General features: G+C 43.1%; 8 protein-coding genes. 1 reads left to right on the top strand and 7 read right to left on the bottom strand.

Annotated elements, in window-relative coordinates; translation table 11 throughout:
- Positions 1 to 80: 80 nt before the first annotated feature.
- Positions 81 to 590 (bottom strand): PTS sugar transporter subunit IIA, encoded by a 510-nt coding sequence (locus tag AC1MBV_RS10355; protein ID WP_255747782.1) that lies wholly within the window; start codon positions 588 to 590, stop codon positions 81 to 83.
- A gap of 182 nt (positions 591 to 772) precedes the next feature.
- On the opposite strand from AC1MBV_RS10355, the gene AC1MBV_RS10350 reads away from it, so the two are divergent.
- Positions 773 to 2998: an alpha-galactosidase gene (locus AC1MBV_RS10350; RefSeq protein WP_480948205.1), complete on the top strand. Its 2226-nt coding sequence runs from the start codon at positions 773 to 775 to the stop codon at positions 2996 to 2998.
- A gap of 179 nt (positions 2999 to 3177) precedes the next feature.
- Here the strand turns inward: AC1MBV_RS10350 and AC1MBV_RS10345 are convergent, their stop codons facing one another.
- The 6 genes from AC1MBV_RS10345 to AC1MBV_RS10320 all read right to left on the bottom strand — a co-directional run bounded on the left by AC1MBV_RS10345 (position 3178) and on the right by AC1MBV_RS10320 (position 20650).
- Positions 3178 to 3504: a DsrE family protein gene (locus AC1MBV_RS10345; protein ID WP_255747785.1), complete on the bottom strand. Its 327-nt coding sequence runs from the start codon at positions 3502 to 3504 to the stop codon at positions 3178 to 3180.
- Between the two features lie 97 nt (positions 3505 to 3601).
- Positions 3602 to 5500, bottom strand: a complete 1899-nt coding sequence (locus AC1MBV_RS10340) for an ABC-F family ATP-binding cassette domain-containing protein (protein ID WP_480948204.1) — start codon at positions 5498 to 5500, stop codon at positions 3602 to 3604.
- A gap of 62 nt (positions 5501 to 5562) precedes the next feature.
- A complete protein-coding gene (locus AC1MBV_RS10335) occupies positions 5563 to 6198 on the bottom strand; it encodes a class A sortase (RefSeq protein ID WP_480948203.1) in 636 nt (211 codons plus the stop codon).
- Positions 6199 to 6283: 85 nt separating this feature from the next.
- Entirely contained in the window at positions 6284 to 10312 is a 4029-nt protein-coding gene (locus AC1MBV_RS10330) for a SpaA isopeptide-forming pilin-related protein (protein WP_480948202.1), read from the bottom strand.
- Between the two features lie 613 nt (positions 10313 to 10925).
- Positions 10926 to 19049, bottom strand: a complete 8124-nt coding sequence (locus AC1MBV_RS10325) for a SpaA isopeptide-forming pilin-related protein (RefSeq protein WP_480948201.1) — start codon at positions 19047 to 19049, stop codon at positions 10926 to 10928.
- A gap of 518 nt (positions 19050 to 19567) precedes the next feature.
- Positions 19568 to 20650, bottom strand: a complete 1083-nt coding sequence (locus AC1MBV_RS10320) for a response regulator (protein WP_480948200.1) — start codon at positions 20648 to 20650, stop codon at positions 19568 to 19570.
- Positions 20651 to 20768 lie beyond the last annotated feature (118 nt).

Here is a 20768-nt window from a genome sequence, read left to right as displayed (position 1 = left end):
AACAGAAGCGAATCATTGATTTAATCGTTTCGTACGAATTATATGCCGTTCGGCAATGGTTTTTCAAGATTCATTACCATTTATGATTGAATCGATACTTTATTATTTTCCACAACAACATGCTCACCATCATTCAAATTGGTAAACACAACAGAAGTAATCGTCGACGGAACCTTATCCGAAATCTTGGAGAAATCGACCTGCAGCAGACGATCCCCCTTCTTCACAGCAGTACCATCCTTTACAAGCGATGTGAATCCCTCTCCTTTAAGAGAAACCGTTTCCAATCCCACGTGTATTAAAATCTCCCGACCATCGTCCGACTTGAGCGAGATCGCATGTTTCGTAGGAAATATATTCGTTATCTTACCATCGACAGGAGAACGGACAATATCATTTTCCGGAATAATCGCAAAACCGTCTCCCATCATTTTTTGAGAAAACACAGGATCCGGCACCTCTGTTATGGACACAACTTTTCCCTTTAACGGGATATAAAATTCGCCGGAAGCAGCAACTTCTGCATTACTTGGTTCCGCTTGATTCGCATTCAATTCACTTTTCTTAAATAACTTTTTTAAAAAACCCATCCGTGCTCACCTCCGAAAACAAAGTGCAAAAAGATTTCTTAATATAACTATACTGTTCGTCATCTATGAACGCAAACATGGCGCATTCCCTAACTATTTGTTAGATTTCTAAATATGTATGGGCTTTCTTTACTTAATTAATCTCATCTACTAAAATCGATCTATATTAAGAAAAATCTCAGATGCACCACAACAAACGACGTCATCATGGAGGTTTTGTCGTGATCAATTATGATTCGAAAAACAAGATCTTTCATCTGCAAACCCAAAAGGCCAGCTATGTAATGCACATAGACAGCGGCTATCTGCTTCATCTCTATTGGGGTAAGAAAATAAACAGATACCGCGGAAGCAGACCACTCACCGAGATGCCCAGATCGTTCGCACCTTATACGGATCCTGCGCGGCGCGGATTCACGCTGAGCACACTGCCCTTAGAATATCCGGCATACGGGAATGGCGATTATCGTCATCCCGCCTACCAGATCCAGCTTGAGAACGGATCGACAATCACTGATCTGCACTATGCAGGCCATGTGATCTACTCAGGAAAGAAGAAACTGGATGGTCTGCCCGCTACCTATATAGAGCAGGAACAAGAAGCTCAATCACTGGATATCATGCTGCAGGACCCGGTGGCCGGTCTGTCCGTTGTGCTCACCTATAGTGTGTTTCGCAATTTCGACGCGATCACCCGATCCGTGCGTTTCGAAAACATTGGAGCCGGCGTCCTTCGCATTCTGAACGCGGCAAGCGCTAGTATCGACTTTCGTGATGATGAATATGACAGCCTGAGTTTCTATGGCTCTCATAATAACGAGCGCAATATGGACCGCCGGCCGCTCGCACCGGGCAGTCGTGTGATTGAGAGCGTACGCGGCGCCAGCAGTCCGCAGCATGATCCGTTTTTCGCCTTAATGCGCCAAAATGCAGATGAAGCGAAGGGGGAAGTGTTCGGCTTCAGTTTCGTATACAGCGGCAATTTTCGATCACAAATCGAGGTCGATCAATACAAGACCACACGCGCATCAATTGGATTAAACCTCTTTGATTTCAGTTGGAGGCTGGATCCGGATGATACCTTTCAAACGCCTGAAGCAGTTCTTGTCTATTCCGATCAAGGACTTGGCGGCATGTCACGAACCTATCATCACCTATATCGGGAACGGTTAGCCCGCGGGAAATACCGTGATCAGTTGCGCCCGATCCTGATCAATAATTGGGAAGCCACTTATTTTAAGCTGAATGAAAAAAAATTGCTGGCAATTGCCAAAGAAGCGCAAAAAGTGAACATCGAACTTTTCGTGCTGGACGACGGCTGGTTCGGCCATCGCGATAATGACAAAAGCTCACTTGGCGATTGGTTTGTCGATAAACGCAAGCTGCCGCACGGACTGGCATGGCTTTCCAATCGCATTCACGAAATGGGGCTTCAATTCGGTCTCTGGTTCGAGCCCGAGATGGTCTCTCCGGACAGCAATTTATACCGTGCGCACCCAGACTGGTGTCTGCATGTCCCGAATCGTCCGCGCAGTTTAAGCCGCTACCAGTTCGTACTTGATCTGTCGCGCAAAGATGTGCGCGATTATCTTGAACATTCGCTATCCTCTATCCTCTCAAACGCGAATATCAATTACGTCAAATGGGACATGAACCGCCATATGACCGAAATCGGCTCAGCACTGCTGCCGCACGACCGCCAACGCGAGACAGCTCACCGTTATATGCTTGGGCTTTATGAATTGATCGAACGTCTCACCAACGCATTTCCAAATATTCTGTTTGAGAGTTGTTCAAGCGGCGGCGGACGCTTCGATCCCGGAATGCTCTACTACATGCCGCAGACGTGGACCAGTGACAATACTGACGCCATTTGCCGATTAAAAATTCAATACGGAACCAGTGCTGTCTATCCGCCGATTGCCATGGGTGCACACGTCTCCGCAGTACCCAATCATCAGGTCGGCCGTATCACATCGCTTGCCATGCGTGGAGCCGTCGCCATGTCTGGAAACTTCGGCTATGAGTTGGATCTCACGAAACTGACCGATGAGGAAAAAGATGCAGTAAAAAAACAAGTGGCTTTTTATAAAGAAATTCGCCCTCTGATTCAATTCGGCGACTTCTATAGGATCACAAGCCCATTTGAGCGTGGCGATGCCGCTTGGTGCTTTGTGTCACCAGATCAGTCCGAGGCGATCGGCTTCTATTTTACCGTGCTCGCCAGTCCTTCTCAGGTGCAAAAGTCATTTCGTTTTCAAGGCCTCAATTCGGAATTTTTGTATGAAAACAACGAAACTGGCCATGTGTACGGGGGCGACGAACTGATGAACACAGGACTGAATGTGCCGATTGAAAAAGGTGATTTCCGCAGCTATGTGTGGCGGTTCAGGAAAGTGGTGGAGTGAACGGGGTCGCAACAAAAGATGCACCTGCATAAAAAAAATTCACTAATAAATGATCCTGGCCCAAGTGCGCTGCTTGTGCTAGGATCATTGCTTTCTTATGGGTGTTGCGTAGTAAATAGGTACTGTGCAGCAATGGACTACATGAAAATCACCTTTACAAAAAACGGATCAAACCAACGTTATGGCTTAATATATGCGTAGCCACTGCTTTGCTTTTTCACTAATTCCACAACTCCTGCCGGAACGACAGATACAAATTCAGGAAGATCCTCTTTCAGGATATGTTGCGCATTTAAAGCGTTCTGACAAGCGACGAACTTGGCTCCTTGATCACTCAGCTCTCTCATCTGATCGATGAACGCTCCAGACCGATAGCCGTTGACTGCCGCTGCATTAGCCAGCACTTCAATTTCAGCGGCCATATGATCTGCCATGAAATTTTTCACATTACCAAGCACCAATGGCCACTTTTCTTTTTCATCAATATGGAAAATAACATGATACATTATTAATCTCCTTCTTGCTTGTTTTTTCTGACAGCCTTCATTGATCATCTAAATTTAAAGAAAGCAAAAATCCGTACAATGGATTTTTGCTTTACATTTATTGATTTTCAATTTCTTCCACTTTTAGCGACAGCTCGGTCCATCGCTCCATCGCCTGATCCAGTTCGGCTTCGGTACTCTGCTGCTCGGCAAAAAGATCTTGCACTTTTCCGGCGTCGCTGCCTGCTTCGACAATTTCTTGCTTCAGCTGCTCTACGCGGTCTTCAAGAGCAGCGATCCGATCTTCAATCCCGTTCCACTCCTGCTGTTCTTTATAGGTCAGCTTCTTTTTTTGAGACGTTTGCCTGCGTGCCGGGGCTTCCGTTTTTTCTGATTTCGCTTTGCTTGCCGCTGCCCGCTCAATTTTCCGTTCATCCACATACTCGCTGTAGTTACCTTCATAGCGGCGAATGATGCCGTTACCTTCAAAGGCAATCAGACGATCCGCAATTCGGTCCAGAAAATAACGATCATGGGAAACCGCAAGAACAGTTCCTGGGAATTGAAGCAAATAGTCTTCCAGAATCGTCAGTGTCTCGGTGTCCAAGTCATTGGTCGGTTCATCGAGAAAGAGTACATTCGGCTCGGACATTAGGATACGCAATAAATACAGCCGCTTATGTTCGCCGCCGGACAGTTTGCGGATAAACGTACGCTGCCGCGGTCGTGAAAAAAGAAAGCGTTCCAGCATCTGTTCGGCCGTCACTTGTTGTCCGTCATCTGTCCGCATCACCTGTGCAGCCTCTTTAATATAATCGATGACCGTCAAATTCTCATTCATTTCCGCATGTTCCTGCGTATAGTAACCGATTTTTACCGTCTCGCCAATTTCAACGATGCCTGAGTCCGGTTCGATGCGTCCCGCAAGTATATTGAGCAGTGTGGTTTTACCGCAACCGTTGCTGCCGATGATCCCCAAGCGTTCACCCGGGGTCACGAGCAGATCAAAGTCATGAATGAGCGGCTGGCCGTTAAAGCGCTTAGACACCTGCTTCGCTTCAATGACCTTCTTGCCCAAACGCGTGGATCCAATCGCGAGATCCACCGATTGCTTTAACTCCGGGCCCTTTTGCTCCTGCATCTCATGCACGCGTTCAACTCTTGCTTTTTGTTTCGTCGACCGAGCTTTGGCGCCACGTCGAAGCCAAGCCAATTCCCGGCGCAGCTGGTTCTGATGCTTTGTTTCCCCAGCAACTTCCTGCTCCTCGCGCTCCGCTTTCTTCTCAAGAAAGAGTTCATAATTGCCGTCATAAATATAGAGATTGCCGTGATCCAATTCAAAAATCTTACGTGTTACGCGATTAAGGAAATAACGATCATGCGTCACCATCAATAACGCGCCAGGATATTGATTCAGTGCTTCTTCCAGCCAGTCGATAATGTCGTTGTCTAAATGGTTCGTCGGCTCATCGAGAATCAACAGATCTGCAGGTTGAATTAATGCCCTGGCCAGCGCAATGCGTTTTTTCTGCCCACCGGATCCCTCGCTTGCCGGCGTCTCAAAATCATGAATGCCAAGACGTGTTAAAATGCTTTTCGCCGCTGCTTCAGCGTCCCAGGCACCGGCCGTATCCATTTGCTGCTGACATTTCAGCAACTTTTCCTGAAGCGACTGATCACTCGTATTCTTCTCCAGATCACGAAGCGCTTGTTCATAACTTCGCACCGCTGCCATGATCGGTGAGGTCCCACCGTAAATATAGTCCAGCGCGGTGACTCCCGGTTCAAAAATAGGTGTCTGCGGCAGATAAGCAAGTCGAAATGCATTGGCGTGGCGTAAGTTTCCGCTTTCTGCCGAGTCCTTTCCGGCAAGTACATTCAACAAGGTCGATTTGCCTGTGCCGTTGACACCGATCAATCCAATCCGTTCGCCCTCCGAGATCGAAAATGAGAGATGATCAAAAAGTGTTTGCGTTCCATACGTCTTATATAAATTTTCCACATCGAGAATACTCAAGCTGTATCATCCTGTTCTAAAAAGCAATTATCAATCACTATTTTTTTGATATGGGCCACAAGTTACTTATGAACTGCCTCTCGCACTAATTTCCCAGTAACTATAAGTCGATTCGGAGTTCGGGTCGGTTTGTCACAGGTCACGAGTGTAATCTGTTTCTTTTTCGTTTGCTCAATAACATCGCCCTCAGTCTCTGAAACCACTTTTCTGTTGACAATCCGGTAAATATAGTCCTTTTTCAAATCAGTAATTACAATTTCATCGCCGATTTTCGTCTGCATCAACGGACCGAAAAGCAGATTTTCTCTGCGCATATGGTGACCGGCGAGTGGGTAATTTCCCTCTCCCATTTTCTGATCCGGCCGCATGGTCGTCGCGCCGATCAATAAATTGGCACTGGTCGTCCCTTTTAAAATGGGGAGGTTGATCCCCACACGCTTCACTTGGATACGGCCGATCACAGATTTAGAATTAAAGTTCGTCCCCGCTTTTACCGTCTCAAAAAACGAAGGAGGCTGGATTTTACTGAAATCATAGGATGCACCGCGCTGATTATTTTTTTCCAGCTGCGTCGCCGTTAGTTTATCCGTATTATACTTTGCACTCAGGAATCCAATCAAACTTTCCTTTAAAAAAGGAGAGGCAATCAAAAGAAGCCCTGCTGCAATCAATACGGTGATTAGCACTTTTCGCCACATATACACAATCCCGCCTTTATCCAATAAAAAGCACCTGATCAAATCTTACCATGATCAGATGCTAAATGTTATCTTAACCATTCAATCAACGCATTTTCTTTGTTTTTCTTCTTCTCGCAAAACCGATGATACCAGCTGCAAAAATGAGCAGTGCACCGAACCAATACACAATTGAATTGCTGCTGTCTCCGGTGATCGGCAGCGTGCTTTCTTTTGTCGGCACAGAATACTGTGTTTCCGCTAGAAAACCTCGTTGCATCATTGGTGCCTGCGTTGCTTGATCCGTTGGCGTTTGACCGTCAGGCTCGGAAGCAATCGGCTGATCTTGTACTTGTTCTTCACCCATAACGCCGCGTTCAAGTGTCGGTGTCTGAGAAGGGACCGCCGGCGTTAACGGCTGAAGTGGAACGATAGGCTGTGACGGCGTTGGTGGTGTCGGTGGAACCGGCGTCACCGTTTCAGAAATTATCGTATTTTCAAAAGTTATACTGAATTGCTGATTGCTTTGAGTCAGAGTGAACTGCTCAGGTTTTGCGGATAGCGCATAACCAGTGGGTGCCTGGATCTCTACCCATTGATAGGTGCCTATCTCCAATCCACTCTTTGTTATTTTGCCGTTCTTATCGGTTGTCAGGGTATACAGTGTTTCCCACTTACTTTGATTGTTCAGCTTTTGAAGCTCGAACACTGCTCCTTCAAGCGTTTGATCCGGATTCGCTGCATCTACTTTTTTCAGCGTAACAGTGCTAAGGACTTCTTCCGGTTGTTTCGTGTTTTCAAAGATGGTGCTTGCTTTCGGGTCGCTCTGGGTCAAGGTCACTTGTTCTGTCTTAGACGACAAGACATAACCCGTTGGTGCGGTCTTTTCTACCCAGCGGTATGTGCCTAGTTCAAGTCCGCTCTTTTCAATTTCGCCTTTGTCATCAGTGGTCAGTGTGTACAGCGTGTTCCACTGACCGCTTTCACTCAGCTGCTGGATATCAAATACCGCTCCTTCCAACGCCTGATCCGGATTCGCTGCATCTACTTTTTTCAGCGTAACAGTGCCAAGGACTTCTTCCGGTTGTTTCGTATTTTCAAAGATGGTGCTTGCTTTCGGTTCATTTTGGGTCAAGGTTACTTGTTCTGTCTTGGACGACAAGACATAGCCTGTTGGTGCGGTCTTTTCTACCCAGCGGTATGTGCCTAGTTCAAGTCCGCTCTTTTCGATTTCACCCTTGTCATCCGTAGTCAGCGTATAGAGTGTGTTCCACTGTCCGCTTTCATTCAACTGCTGCAGGTCAAATATCGCTCCTTCAAGTATTTGATCTGGGTTCGACGAGTCTACTTTTTTCAGTGCAACAGTGCCAAGGACTTCTTCCGGTCGTTTCGTATTTTCAAAGATGGTGCTTGCTTTCGGTTCATTTTGGGTCAAGGTCACTTGTTCTGTCTTAGATGACAAAACATAGCCTGTTGGCGCTGTCTTTTCTACAAACCGATACGTTCCTAGTTCAAGTCCGCTCTTTTCAATTTCGCCTTTGTCATCCGTAGTCAGCGTATAGAGTGTGTTCCACTGACCGCTTTCATTCAACTGCTGCAGGTCAAATACTGCTCCTTCCAACGCCTGATCCAGATTTGTCGAATCAACCTTCTTTAGTGATAACGAGCCGAAGACTTCTTCCGGAATCTTGGTATTTTCAAAGGTAATGTTTGACGTCGGGTCGCTCTGGGTCAAGGTCACTTGCTCTGTCTTAGATGACAAGACATATCCTGTCGGTGCTGTCTTTTCCATCCAGCGATATGTGCCTAGTTCAAGTCCGCTCTTTTCAATTTCACCTTTATCATCAGTGGTCAGCGTGTAGAGCGTTTCCCACTGACCGCTTTCGTTCAACTGCTGGAGGTTAAATACCGCTCCTTCCAACGCCTGATCCGGATTCGCCGCATCTACTTTTTTCAGTGCAACAGTGCCAAGGACTTTTTCCGGTCGTTTCGTATTTTCAAAGATGGTGCTTGCTTTCGGTTCATTTTGGGTCAAGGTTACTTGTTCTGTCTTGGACGACAAGACATAGCCTGTCGGTGCTGTCTTTTCCATCCAGCGATATGTGCCTAGTTCAAGTCCGCTCTTTTCAATTTCACCCTTGTCATCCGTAGTCAGCGTGTAAAGCGTGTTCCACTGACCGCTATCATTCAGCTGCTGGAGATCAAATACCGCTCCTTCGAGCGTTTGATCCGGATTCGCTGAATCTACTTTTTTCAGCGTAACGGTGCCAAGGACTTTTTCCGGTATGTTTGTGTTTTTAACCGTAACTGTCTTTTCGTTGTCACCCTTAGTTAGATCGAACTGCTGTGGATTAGCTTCTTTTTCATAACCGTCAGGAGCTTTTGTCTCCACTAATCGGTACGTTCCTAAGGGCAAATTATCTTTGGATATCGTGCCATCATGTCCGGTTGTCAGCGTGTCAACCCTTGTCCAGCTGTCTCCGTCCTGTTTCTCAAGATCAAATACCGCTCCTTCGAGCGTTTTATCCGAATTTGCAGCGTCTACCTTTTTTACAGTGATCTTACCGAAGACTGGGGTCTCCGCGTTTTCCACCGTGATCGATTTCTCATTGGCGGCCTTGGTCAGATCAAAAGCCAGTGGATTAGCTTCTTTTTCATAACCGTCAGGAGCTTTTGTCTCCACTAATCGGTACGTTCCTAAGGGCAGATTATCTTTGGATATCATGCCATCCTGTCCGGTTGTCAGTGTGTCAACTTTTGTCCAGTTGTCTCCATCTTGTTTTTCAAGATCAAAAACTGCTCCCGACAAGGTTTTATCCGGATTCGCTGCATCCACCTTTTTCACGGTAATCTTACCGAAGACTGGGGTTTCCGCGTTTTCCACCGTGATCGATTTCTCATTGGCAGCCTTGGTCAGATCAAAGGCCGCTGGGTTGGCTCCTTTTTCATAGCCGGTTGGTGCTTTGGTTTCCACTAGTCGGTACGTTCCTAAGGGCAGATTATCTTTTGATATCGTGCCATCCTGTCCGGTTGTCAGTGTGTCGACTTTTGTCCAATTGTCTCCATCTTGTTTTTCAAGATCAAAAATTGCTCCCGACAAGGTTTTCGAATGGTCTGCTGCATCTACCTTTTTCACAGTCACTTTTCCTAAAACAGTTGTTGGGGGAAGGGTGGGCTTGAAAAGGGCAAAGTGGACCTCCATGCTTCCATTTGTATTATTAAAATTGTTGGCAATCAACGTACCATTCAGCTGTCCCCAGCTTGCATTAACCGTGGCTTTTGGTGCTAAGACAGATCCAAAGATCCCGATGTTACCTAAATTAATCGTTGTGGCATCGGGAAAATTGAACAAAATTTTAGCTGCTTGATCATCTCCATAATTCATGCCTGATCCATTAAAAAATTGTTGACCACCGGGCCAATTGATCGTTGCGCCTGTAATATTGATCACAATTGTTTTCCCTCTAGGGACATTAAAATTTATTTCTCCCGCTTGACTAAATTCCGAGGAAGACAAAGAAAATACAACAAGGTCTGAGCTACCACTGTAGCTGAACGTCAGTCTGCTTCCAGATTTATTGATTGTTCCGTTTGGTTGGGATGCTGAATAGCTCTGGTAGTTTTGACTTATCCCAATTAATTGAGTTCTCGCTTCCGCGAAACTTGCAACCTGATTATCTACAAAATCCTGGACATCCGAAACCTTTTTATCGGTCACTTGCTTTGCGCGCAGGTAATCACTCACATCAACAATTGGCGCCGGTCCGCCGTTTTCACCAATAACAAAGTGTCCTTTCAATTCGCCGTTCTTGTAGTGCAGCTCATTTCCCACGACAAGATTCACGTCATCATTGTTGCTTAACTTCGAAGCTATACCGTAACTGCTCACATTCAACGAGTTGCCAACTGCCAATCGTCCTTCCGAATCCGTGTTAGGCATGGTCATGTTATTTAAAATAAACGCATTAAAATTACTTGCCACCCCTAACGAGTGATTTACATCAATTGGCGCCGAGGGATCAGCCGCTTTAGCATTTTGTGGATGAAAGGTGCTATTGAAAATCAGTGAAAAGAACAGCAACATAGTGATCAGGCTTCTCAAAACAATTATGCGTTTTCTTTTGTTTTTAAACATAATTTTCCCTCATTTCACCTTAATCGAATGTTATAAAATGCGGCAGAGGCAGATAAACAATGTTGAGAACAGATGATTCCGATGACACTTTTTACTATTCATTGACAATCTATGAATAATCGTCCATTCACTCATTTCTCCACTATAATTAATGTAAATTGGAGTAGTATTCAATTAATTCAGAACAATTTTCCTACGACTCAACACCCTCTCATCTATCAATTAAAACTATTTCTTAAACTTGATGTTTTTTGTATAGTAACTCCATTTCATTTACAATCGATTTTTTCCAGAACGATTTTTACTCTATTCGGAGACAAAAGAAAATATGCTGGATCTGAACACAACTCTGCAAGTTCATTTAAAAAATTTACAAGAATATGCAAAGAGATCAAGGAATATAGGTTTCGTTTTAAGTGGGATGGGACACGTCCATGTTAACGTTTACATTTGAGGCGATAGATCTATTTATAGTTTAGTGCTGTCCTCTATACAATTTCTGAACAATATCTGAAATTTGTGTTTATACTAATCGTGATAAATGCAAAAAGGCACTCGATCTCTATTTTGATCGAGTGCCTTCAATGTACCATTAAGCTATTTTTTGATTCTCTTAGTTATTTTTGCGTCTTCTTGAGAAGATGGTTAAGAATCCACCGCCTAACAAGAGAATCGCTCCGGCTGCCATCGTCATAAAGTCATTAACATCACCGGTAATCGGAAGACCCTTAGACTTCTTAGTCGTTTGCACTTCCGCTTCGACACCGCGTACGAGTACAAGATGGTATTTTCCAGTTGCAAGACCCTTGAAGTTGACATTGCCCTCTTCATCAGCCATCACACCACGAGTGATCACATGGCCGTTTTCATCAACGACATTATACGTTGCACCTGGTTTGCCGTCCAGACTCTTCGTTACTTCGAGCGGTTTATCGGTTGCCGTAATTTCAACTGCCTTTGCCTGGCCTTTTTCAATGACAAACGAGATTGGTGTATCATCCAGCGCGTAATTCTTTGGTGCCTTTGTTTCAATAAAGAAATACTTGCCTGGAGCTAGCCCCTTCACTACGAATTGACCGCTGTTGTCAGTTGTCAAACCAGTTTTCAGTGTCTTTCCATTGCTGTCGGTTAACTTGAATACCGCACCTTTGAGCACTGCATCTTTGTCATTCCGATCAACCTTAGTCAAGCGCACATCACCCGGCGTCAGTTTATCCGTTGCTGTGATTTCGATCGCCTTCACATCCGTAGCCGTCACTTGGAACGGAATCGGTGTCGCATCCAGATCATAATCCTTCGGTGCTTTCGTTTCAATAAAGTGATAATTGCCAGGTGCAAGACCATTGATCGTAAATTGACCTTGGTCATTCGTCTTCCATACATTTGGAAGTGCTTTTCCATTTGCGTCTTTTGCGACGAGGTTGCCATTAATGTCGTACAACTTAAATTCAGCTCCGGCAAGAACAGCATCCTTATCATTCTTATCCGCTTTGGTTAGTATGATGCTGTTAATCTTGTCAGTTGCTGTGATCTCAACCGCCTTCACATCCGTGTTTGTTACTTCGAACGGAATTGGTGTTGCATCCAGTTCGTAACCATTTGGCGCCTTGGTCTCAATAAAATTGTATTTCCCAGGAGCCAAACCGTTGACCGTGAACTGACCTTGATCATTTGCCGTCCAAAGTTTTGAAAGTGCTTTGCCGGTCGCGTCTTTTGCGACTGTGTTTCCATCTTTATCGACAAGCTTGAACTCCGCACCTTTTAGAACGGCATCTTTATCATTTTTATCGACCTTGGTTAGAACAACGCTGTTCAGTTTATCCGTTGCTGTGATCGGAATCGCCTTAACATCTTTATTCGTTACCTCGAACGGAATTGGTGTTGCATCTAATTCGTAACCGTTTGGTGCTTTAGTTTCAATGAAGTTGTATTCACCTGGTGCAAGACCATTAACGGTGAATTGGCCTTTGGCATCTGTAGTCCAAACCTTTTGCAAATCTTTTCCTGTTACATCTTTTTCTACGACCTTGCCATCCTTATCAACAAGCTTGAATTCTGCTCCTTGGAGCACAGCGTCTTTATCATTCTCATCAACTTTGGTAAGTACGGCACTGTTTAGTTTATCTGTTGCTGTAATCTCATGCGCTTGAACATCTGTATTCGTTACCGTGAACGGAATTGGTGTTGCATCCAGTTCGTAACCATCCGGCGCTTTTGTTTCAATAAAACTGTAGCTACCAGACGAAAGCCCACTCACTGTGAATTGACCTTTGTTGTCTGTTGTCCATGTCGTTTGCAGCGATTTTCCGGCTACATCTTTATCAACAACATTCAGGTTGCTGTCAATAAGCTTAAATTCAGCACCTTTAAGTACTGCATTCGCATCATTTTTGTCAACCTTAGTGAAGACAACTTTATTTAGATTATCAGTTGCCGTAACTTCTTTTGCCTGTGCATCTGTATTTGTTACCGTAAACGGAATTGGTGTTGCATCCAGTTCATAACCGTTCGGTGCTTTTGTTTCGATAAAATTGTAATCTCCTGGAACAAGTCCACTGACTGTAAACTGACCTTGAGCATCCGTCGTCCAGACTTTCGGTATCGTTTTGCCGGTTGCATCTTTTTCAACTGTGTTTCCATCTTTATCAACGAGTTTGAATTCGGCCCCCTGAAGGTGGATGTTGTTGTCGTTTTTATCGATTTTAGTAAGGACTGCGCTGTTCAGCTTGTCAGTTGCCGTAACTGGAATTGCCTTTGCATCCGTGTTGGTCACGGTAAACGGAATTGGTTCTGCATCCAATTCATAGCCATTTGGTGCTTTGGTTTCGATGAAATTGTATGTTCCTGGTGTAAGACCATTGACGGTAAACTGACCTTGATCATCTGTCGTCCAGGTGGTCGGCAGTGTTTTGCCTGTGATGTCATTTTTAACTACATTATTTTTGCTGTCGACAAGCTTAAATTCTGCTCCCTTGAGAACTGCATTCTTATCATTCTCATCAGATTTGGTTAGAACAACACTATTCAATTTATCTGTAGCTTGCAGTTCTTGAGCTTGAACATCTTTATTCGTAACCGTGAATGAAATTGGTGTTGCATCTAGTTCGTACCCGTCTGGCGCTTTCGTTTCAATAAAGCTGTATTCACCCGGTGCCAACCCGTTAACCGTGAACTGACCTTTGTTGTCTGTGGTCCAGGTTGTTTGCAGCGATTTTCCGGATGCATCCTTTTCAACCGTATTTCCATCTTTATCGACAAGTTTGAATTCAGCGCCTGTAAGAACGGCATCTTTATCATTTTTATCGACTTTGGTTAGGGTTACGCTATTAATAGCATCCTTTTTACTCTGAGAAATGGTTTTCGGTTCCCCAGCAAATGAGTTATCAATAGTGTATGAAACCGGTGTTTTGTCCACCAGATACCCGTTTGGTGCTGTTAATTCGATAAATTGATATTGACCAGATGCAAGTCCTGATATTGTCGTTGTTCCTGTATCTTTTAAAATATCTAATTCGTTATTTAAATAAGGATAAGTTTTCCATGTTCCATTTAAATATTGTTGAAAATCAAAAGTTGCCCCCGTTAAAACTTTGCCATTGACATCCGTTTTTGAGAAACTTATTGATCCTTTATAGTCCGTTGCTTTTACCGAAACCGGATCCGGTTCACCTTTTGCGTTACCTGTAATGACAAATGAATCTGTTGGTGTATTGTTGATCAGGTACCCTGCTGGTGCCTTGGTTTCTGCAAAGCGATAAGTTCCTGGTGCAAGGCCATCTAATGTAAACTTACCATTAGCATCTGTGGTCATTTTGTTCTTATCAAATTCTGTCTGTGTGTCCCAATCTGAATCCTTTGCTGTCTTTACATCTAGCCCATCTTTAAGCTTTTGCAGCGAGAACTCTGCTCCCGTTTCTTTAATCGCAGTTCCTGCTTTGTCCTGTTTCGTTAGCGTGACAGATCCTTGATAGTCAGTTGCTGTTACCGAAACCGGATCTGGTTTATCTGCTGCACGATCCGTAATAACAAATGGATCTGTTGGTGTATTGTTGATCAAGTAGTCTGTTGGTGCTTTGGTTTCCGCAAAGCGATAGGTTCCTGGTGCAAGGCCATCTAATGTAAACTGGCCATTAACGTCTGTTGTCATCTTAATATTTTGGTCTTCCCAATCAGAATCCTTTGCCGCATTTACATCTACCCCATCTTTAAGCTTTTGCAACGAGAACTCTGCTCCTGATTCTTTAATCGCATTTCCTGCTTTGTCCTTTTTTGTTAGCGTGACAGATCCTTGATAGTCAGTTGCTGTTACCGAAACTGGATCTGGTTTGCCTACTGCATGTTCCGTAATGACAAATGGATCTGTTGGTATATTGTTGATCAGGTACCCTGCTGGTGCCTTGGTTTCTGCAAAGCGATAGGTTCCTGGTGCAAGGCCATCCAATGCAAACTGACCATTGGTATCTGTGGTCATTTTGCTCTGATCAATTCCTGTCTGTGTTTCCCAATCAGTGTCCTTCGCTTTCTTTACGTCCACTCCATCCTTAAGTTTTTGAAGTGAGAATATTGCTCCGGACTCTGTTATTGTATCTTTATTCACTTTTTGCTTCGTTAAAGTCACTGATCCCTTAAAATCTTGAAATTGAATTGGATTGGTTATTATATTGCCAGTCGAGTTGACAATCTGGTTATTTTGATTTACTGAGAATGAAATTTTGTTGTCATTAATTAAATATCCAGTTGGCGCTTGAGTTTCTGATAAATAATAGTCACCTTGAGGTAATCCGGCTACCACAATTTTTCCACTTTCATCATTAATAGCAAATACTCCGTTATTCCCCATAGTGGTATCTACACTATAGTCGCCATTCAAGTCCTTCTTATAAAGTGTGAATTGTGTTCCTTTTGCTGAATCTCCATCATTTACTAGCTTTTCAACAGACAACTGATTTTGATTATTAACTACAGATACCGTACTTCCACTTGCAACTTTACTAGTATCTATTTCCTGTGGAGCGTTAACTACATAGCCATCTAAAGTAGACGTTTCTATCAATTTGTACTTAACAGAACCAAAAACTAATTCACTGAAGGTTAGATTACCCTTGTCATCTGTGGTGCCCGTTCTAAGAAGTGTCTCAGGCGTTCCGTTTTCATCTTCACTCCAAAGTTCAAAAGTGACATTTTTAAGTGGAGCATCACCTAGCACTGTATGCCCTGTCTTGTGAATGGTTAAATTACCGGTGGTTCCTACAGCCCATCCACCTGCGCTTAAGTTAACTACATTAGTGTTTTGGTTATTTGTATCTTGGGTAACCTGCGAGTTATTTCCATTAAATTCAGCACTATTTGTTAACGTGCCAGTAGACTTAGAAATATTAATTAACGATTTGTATGAAACAACATACGCAGTCGCATTAATTTGTTTATTAAACGTTATGGTAAACACTTGCTTACCTGATGAATCCGGTGCGGGAACATTAACAGAGTAATCACTTGCGCTTAACGGATGATCCGTATCAGCGACTAACTGACCGGAGCCCATTTGAACGACTCCATTAGTTACCTTTGCTGGATAAATCTTAAGCGAATTCTTATCTACAATTTGACCGGACGAGGAAGTATCCGTGATTACAAGTCCCGGATCAATAACTGAAAGACTTTTATTGACTTCCAGTGTCCATGCAACATACTTTCCGTCTTGAGTTCCGTACTTTCCAAGCCATTGTCCACCATTCTTTGGTTGGACGGAATCGATTAAGGTTCGAGCTGGATAGTCACCATTTTTAAAGGTTGCATTATTGGTATAGCTTGACTGAACTACTTGCCCGCGCAAGTCTGTCGCGAAGCTGACCATATAATGTCCCTTATCACCGTTCAAGCCACTAAAATCTACTCTTAAGGCATTATTTTCTGAAGTAGGTTTCGTAATGGTAAAACCTGAGGTTATTTCCCGTTCATTTGTTACGCTTCCATCACTGTTAATATCATATTTATAGACCTTAACTGGTACTGTATCATCAAACTTCATTCCATCTGGAATTGGATCATTGATATAAGCATTATCAAGTGGTTCTTCATTGTAATTCACATAAACCTTCCACAGAACATTCTGATTGACTGGATCATAGTTCTCATGAGTTTTGAATCCATTTGTTTGTGTATGCTCATTGGGCGCAAAGTTATCATTTGTCGTCGTTTCATGTTTTTTATTTGTTGTTACTTCATACCAATCTAATATTGAATTATTAGAAATTGTCGTAATGTTGCCAGAATCATTTAAAGGTGTATACCCATTAAAGTTGGTTGTGTAAGTGATCATAAATGTTTCATTAGTATTGTAATAGGTAGAGCCTGATTTAGGTGCTATTGTAAAACCTGGTTTTCCTTTACTATTTGAAGAACCAATATTGAAATCACTTGTTACGTCAGAACCTTTAGACCAAGTAACTGCTCCATTTGATTCGGTGGAAGATGTTGCCGTATAAACTTTCAAGTTGGACAAATTAGACAGTGGGTATGAGAATGTATCATCTAGAGACCAATTATTCAGTGGATAATTCTTCTCATTAACCATAATTTTCCAGTCAACTGTTTTTTGTTTATAATCAACATTGCTATGTGACTTTATCAAGCTTTGCTGATCAACATGACCTTTTATACCACCAGTTGAAACAGTTCCAGTCCCTGCTGTGTTATAAACGTCCATACCTTGATCAATATATACAGTTCCTGGTTTCACAGCAAGATCATAAGTAATCTTGTAGGCTGAGGTAACACCCTGATCGAAAATAATTTGAAAACCATTTGAAATTGAATTTACGTGAAAGCCAGTTGTTATCTCAGAATAAGTTGCTGGGGTTCCACCACTATTCCAAGAAGTAACTTTTTGTATTTTTATATTTAAATATTGAAATGTATTTGTATCAAAGGTATCTGTTATTACCGCTTGATCTTGCGAAATTGTCTTTTCACCATAATTATAATCAAGCTCCCAGTGTGTGAGCTGCTTATTATTAGCATCCTGTCCAATAGATGTCTTAGTGAGCAACTTACCATAGGTTGCTGGAGCTTGTGCTGGATCTGACCCTAGCGTTGTCTGACCGTCTTTAAGTGTAGCCGTATTGGTGAATGTCTTTGATCCACCATTACTAGGTATCTGATCATTATTGATCTTCGTTTTATAAACAAGTCGATAAGCTCCGGTTATATGGCCCAGCGTCACTGTACCTGTACTTTTATCAACTGCATATTTACCGTGATCTCCATCAGCACTTGTGCTTTCTGATAAAGGATGAATGGTATCCACACTATCAATGGTACCATTTACCGCATTTGTTGATAGGGGATATACGGTCACAGAGTCAAATGATAGACCTTCACTCGCTAAATCTTCAACTACCTGTGCGTCTTGTAATTCATTCTTATTAAGATTGACATCGACTTGCCAAGTAATTTCTTTTGGGTTATTGCTACTATCGAAGTTAAGAAATTTTTTCTGAATTGGCGTTGAAAATCCATCTTCAAAATATATGGTTGCTGTTTCAGATTTTCCATTAATCGGAAAGTTTATTACCTTTGTTGTTGAATCACCTGTATTTTGTTTATTAATTTGAGCTGTAACATACATACCAAATGAAACATCGTTATGGTTTTGGAATTCCTTACTAAAAGTCATAGTTACCTTACCACTTGCATCAACAGTAAATGAACCATAGTCGACTTTATTTTTGTCAAGCAGTTCCCCGCTTAGCGGTGCTTGATTAGAAGGAATTGAGAATATGTCGGGTAAAGTAAAGGAGAGTGTGTCACCTTCTTTTATAGTTTGTCTTACACTTTCCGGAACATCCCAGGCATATTCGATTTTCACTGATGAGTCAGGCGTTGCTGGATAATCTGCGGTATATTCCTTGTCACCATTATCAGGGTCGACAAGTTTAATACTGCTTGGTTGCAGAGTTGATACTGATTCTGTTTGCGCAGAAAAAAGTGAACTTTGTTGTTGTGAGGATACATTTTTTGTGCTTGCATCAGATGAACTTGCCTGCCCTTCATCCGACCCATCTTTATTCGCCTGCACACTTGAACCATCTGTGCTGCTGCCGTCTTTACTGCTCGATGAATCACTTGCCTTTGCTTCATCAGTGCTTGACGCATCCGCTTTTGTCTGATCATTTGTACTTGAGCCATCAGATGATTTGCTTGAGCCTGAACTTGATGCATCGCTTGCTGCCGTTTTACTATCCGATGATGCAGTCTCAGTTTGCTCAGCCTCTGCCTTTACCGCAACGTTAGCGGTCTGCTTCTGGTTGTTGCCTAGATCAAAATCAATGGTATCCGTTGTTTGATCGGCTTTAATTTCGTCATCGAATACTGCCGGGATCACAAGCTTTCCGCTGGCACCGGTGAGATTTTGTGTTTTTTCGCTATCAAAATGAATGGTCAGCTTGTTGGCATCTGCCGCAGCATCGCTTGCTTTGACTGTATAGGTGCCGATGACCGTTGTGTTATCGGTAAGCTTAACATCACCTGTTGCATCGGCGGTATATTTTCCATTAGCATCCTTCGTCCCAAGCTTGAACTGGCTTGGAATCTGGATCGTAATATCCTTATCAGCGGACAGTTGTTGTCCTGCCTTCTGTGTCCACGAATAATCTAAATTAACTGCGTCGCCTTTTTTCAATGGATTGTCAGCACTGACATCTTTGGCTGTATCATTCTCACCGGTTGTCAGTTTCACAGAATCAAGAAATTGCTGAGTGTTGCTGTTATTATCCTCAGCAAATGCTTTTCCCAGTGGCGACAATGACATTTGGCTGAAAATGACGAACAGCGACAGTGCGGCGATCATCAGTCGCTTAATCACTTTTTTATGTTTCGTTTTCTTAAGTCCGAGCGGCAGTCTTTTTGCTCTCAATAGTCTTCTCCCCTTTTTCTGTTCTCTCAGTCCCAGTGCAATGATCTCTGTGTTCGTATAGTAGTGAGTATTTTGTGGATAATCTTACGAAGTCGTAAGCAAGATTCCTCATTACGGAATAGAGCGATATGGCTCAGGATTCTCTATTCGTTCTATGTAAAAACCGCGCAATAATGCCGGGAATTTTGCTCATGATTAGTTTACGTTCAGGTCCTATACAATTTCTGAACAAATGGTGAATTTTGTCAAATAAGCGCTTTTAGTGTAAAAAAAGTCATATACAAAAAGCCGCAAATCCTCTTTCATGGATTTGCGGTCCTCATATTTTATATATCTCGCAATCAGTTCATCGCGTCTTTTACTTCTTTGTAGCGTTCGTACATGCGGATGGCGCCGTCAACATTGCCCATTTCATTGTAAAGCTTGATTGTCAGCTTCATGTTGCGCTCATCATCGGGTTCGATGCGCGCGACCTGTTGGCAGATGTCCAGCGCTTCCGTCCTGTTATCTTCTTTAATCAGAAATTCAACAAGCGTATAGGCGTGCTCAAGCCAAAGCTGTGACAATCGGACACGCTCCGGTTCTGCCCAAAGATAGCCGTACTCGTTAAAATAATGATTTTTATAAGCCTTGAATAATTGAATATGTGTTTTATAATTACGAGAATCAATCGGGGGCAATAATGCAAGATCTCTTCCCCATTGTTCAACATCAATAGTTGCTCCTGACAGGGTAAGTGAGTAGCCGATATCATTTTTAATAATGTGATGATCAAATGGCAGTTTTTCCATGAGTTTGCGAATCTGGTAAACTGTTGTGTACAGTTGCGTCGTTCCCTTCGCATCATCCACACCTGTCCATAGCAAATCGATCAAAGTTTCTTTACTGACAAAACGATCATGTTCTTTTAACAAATACGCATAGAGTTCGCGTGCGCGCGATGTGCGCCATTTGACCGGTATGTATGTCTTCACATCGTTTTCGATTTTATAAAATTTAAGACTGTCAAAGCATTCGATACCGAACGCTGTCTGCAACGGCTGAGCGGCGGCAGCCTGAACCTTCTCACGATTTTTCAACAGACGCTCTACAGCCTTAGTCAACCGCGGCTTCATGATGGGCTTCAGTAAATAATCAATCGCATTTAATTCGAAAGCCTTGATTGCAAATTCATCATAGGCAGTTGTAAATATGATATCAATATGCTCGTCCGTTGCTTGCAACGCCTCCGCAAGTTCAATTCCGTTGAGTTCAGGCATCTCTATGTCTAAAAAAGCGACATCCGGGTTCTGCTTCTGAGCTGCGTCAAGCGCTTGCTCGGGATCAGTGAACGATTGAATGGATCGAAATTTTCCTGTTTCCTGCAGCATTTTTCTGAGCTGGTTGCATGCGAGTTCTTCATCATCGACTACAAAAGCTTCCATTGTTTTCCTCCTTTGCATTGAGCGTGCAAACGGGCATTTTCCGAGTATTACAATTTTGTTACATTGATTATACCACTAGCCATGAAAACAAGAACGAACTTAAGTTATATTTATCTTC

This window comes from Sporolactobacillus sp. PKPK-6, from assembly GCF_056678885.1.
The sequence above is the reverse complement of the archived record's forward strand: the minus strand, read 5'-3'. Positions and strand labels throughout refer to the sequence as shown.

Coding starts and splice junctions, on each gene's coding strand:
- AC1MBV_RS10355 (WP_255747782.1), bottom strand. CDS start 590: ATGGGTTTTTTAAAAAAGTTATTTAAGAAAAGTGAATTGAATGCGAAT.
- AC1MBV_RS10350 (WP_480948205.1), top strand. CDS start 773: ATGCACCACAACAAACGACGTCATCATGGAGGTTTTGTCGTGATCAAT.
- AC1MBV_RS10345 (WP_255747785.1), bottom strand. CDS start 3,504: ATGTATCATGTTATTTTCCATATTGATGAAAAAGAAAAGTGGCCATTG.
- AC1MBV_RS10335 (WP_480948203.1), bottom strand. CDS start 6,198: ATGTGGCGAAAAGTGCTAATCACCGTATTGATTGCAGCAGGGCTTCTT.
- AC1MBV_RS10330 (WP_480948202.1), bottom strand. CDS start 10,312: ATGTTTAAAAACAAAAGAAAACGCATAATTGTTTTGAGAAGCCTGATC.
- AC1MBV_RS10320 (WP_480948200.1), bottom strand. CDS start 20,650: ATGGAAGCTTTTGTAGTCGATGATGAAGAACTCGCATGCAACCAGCTC.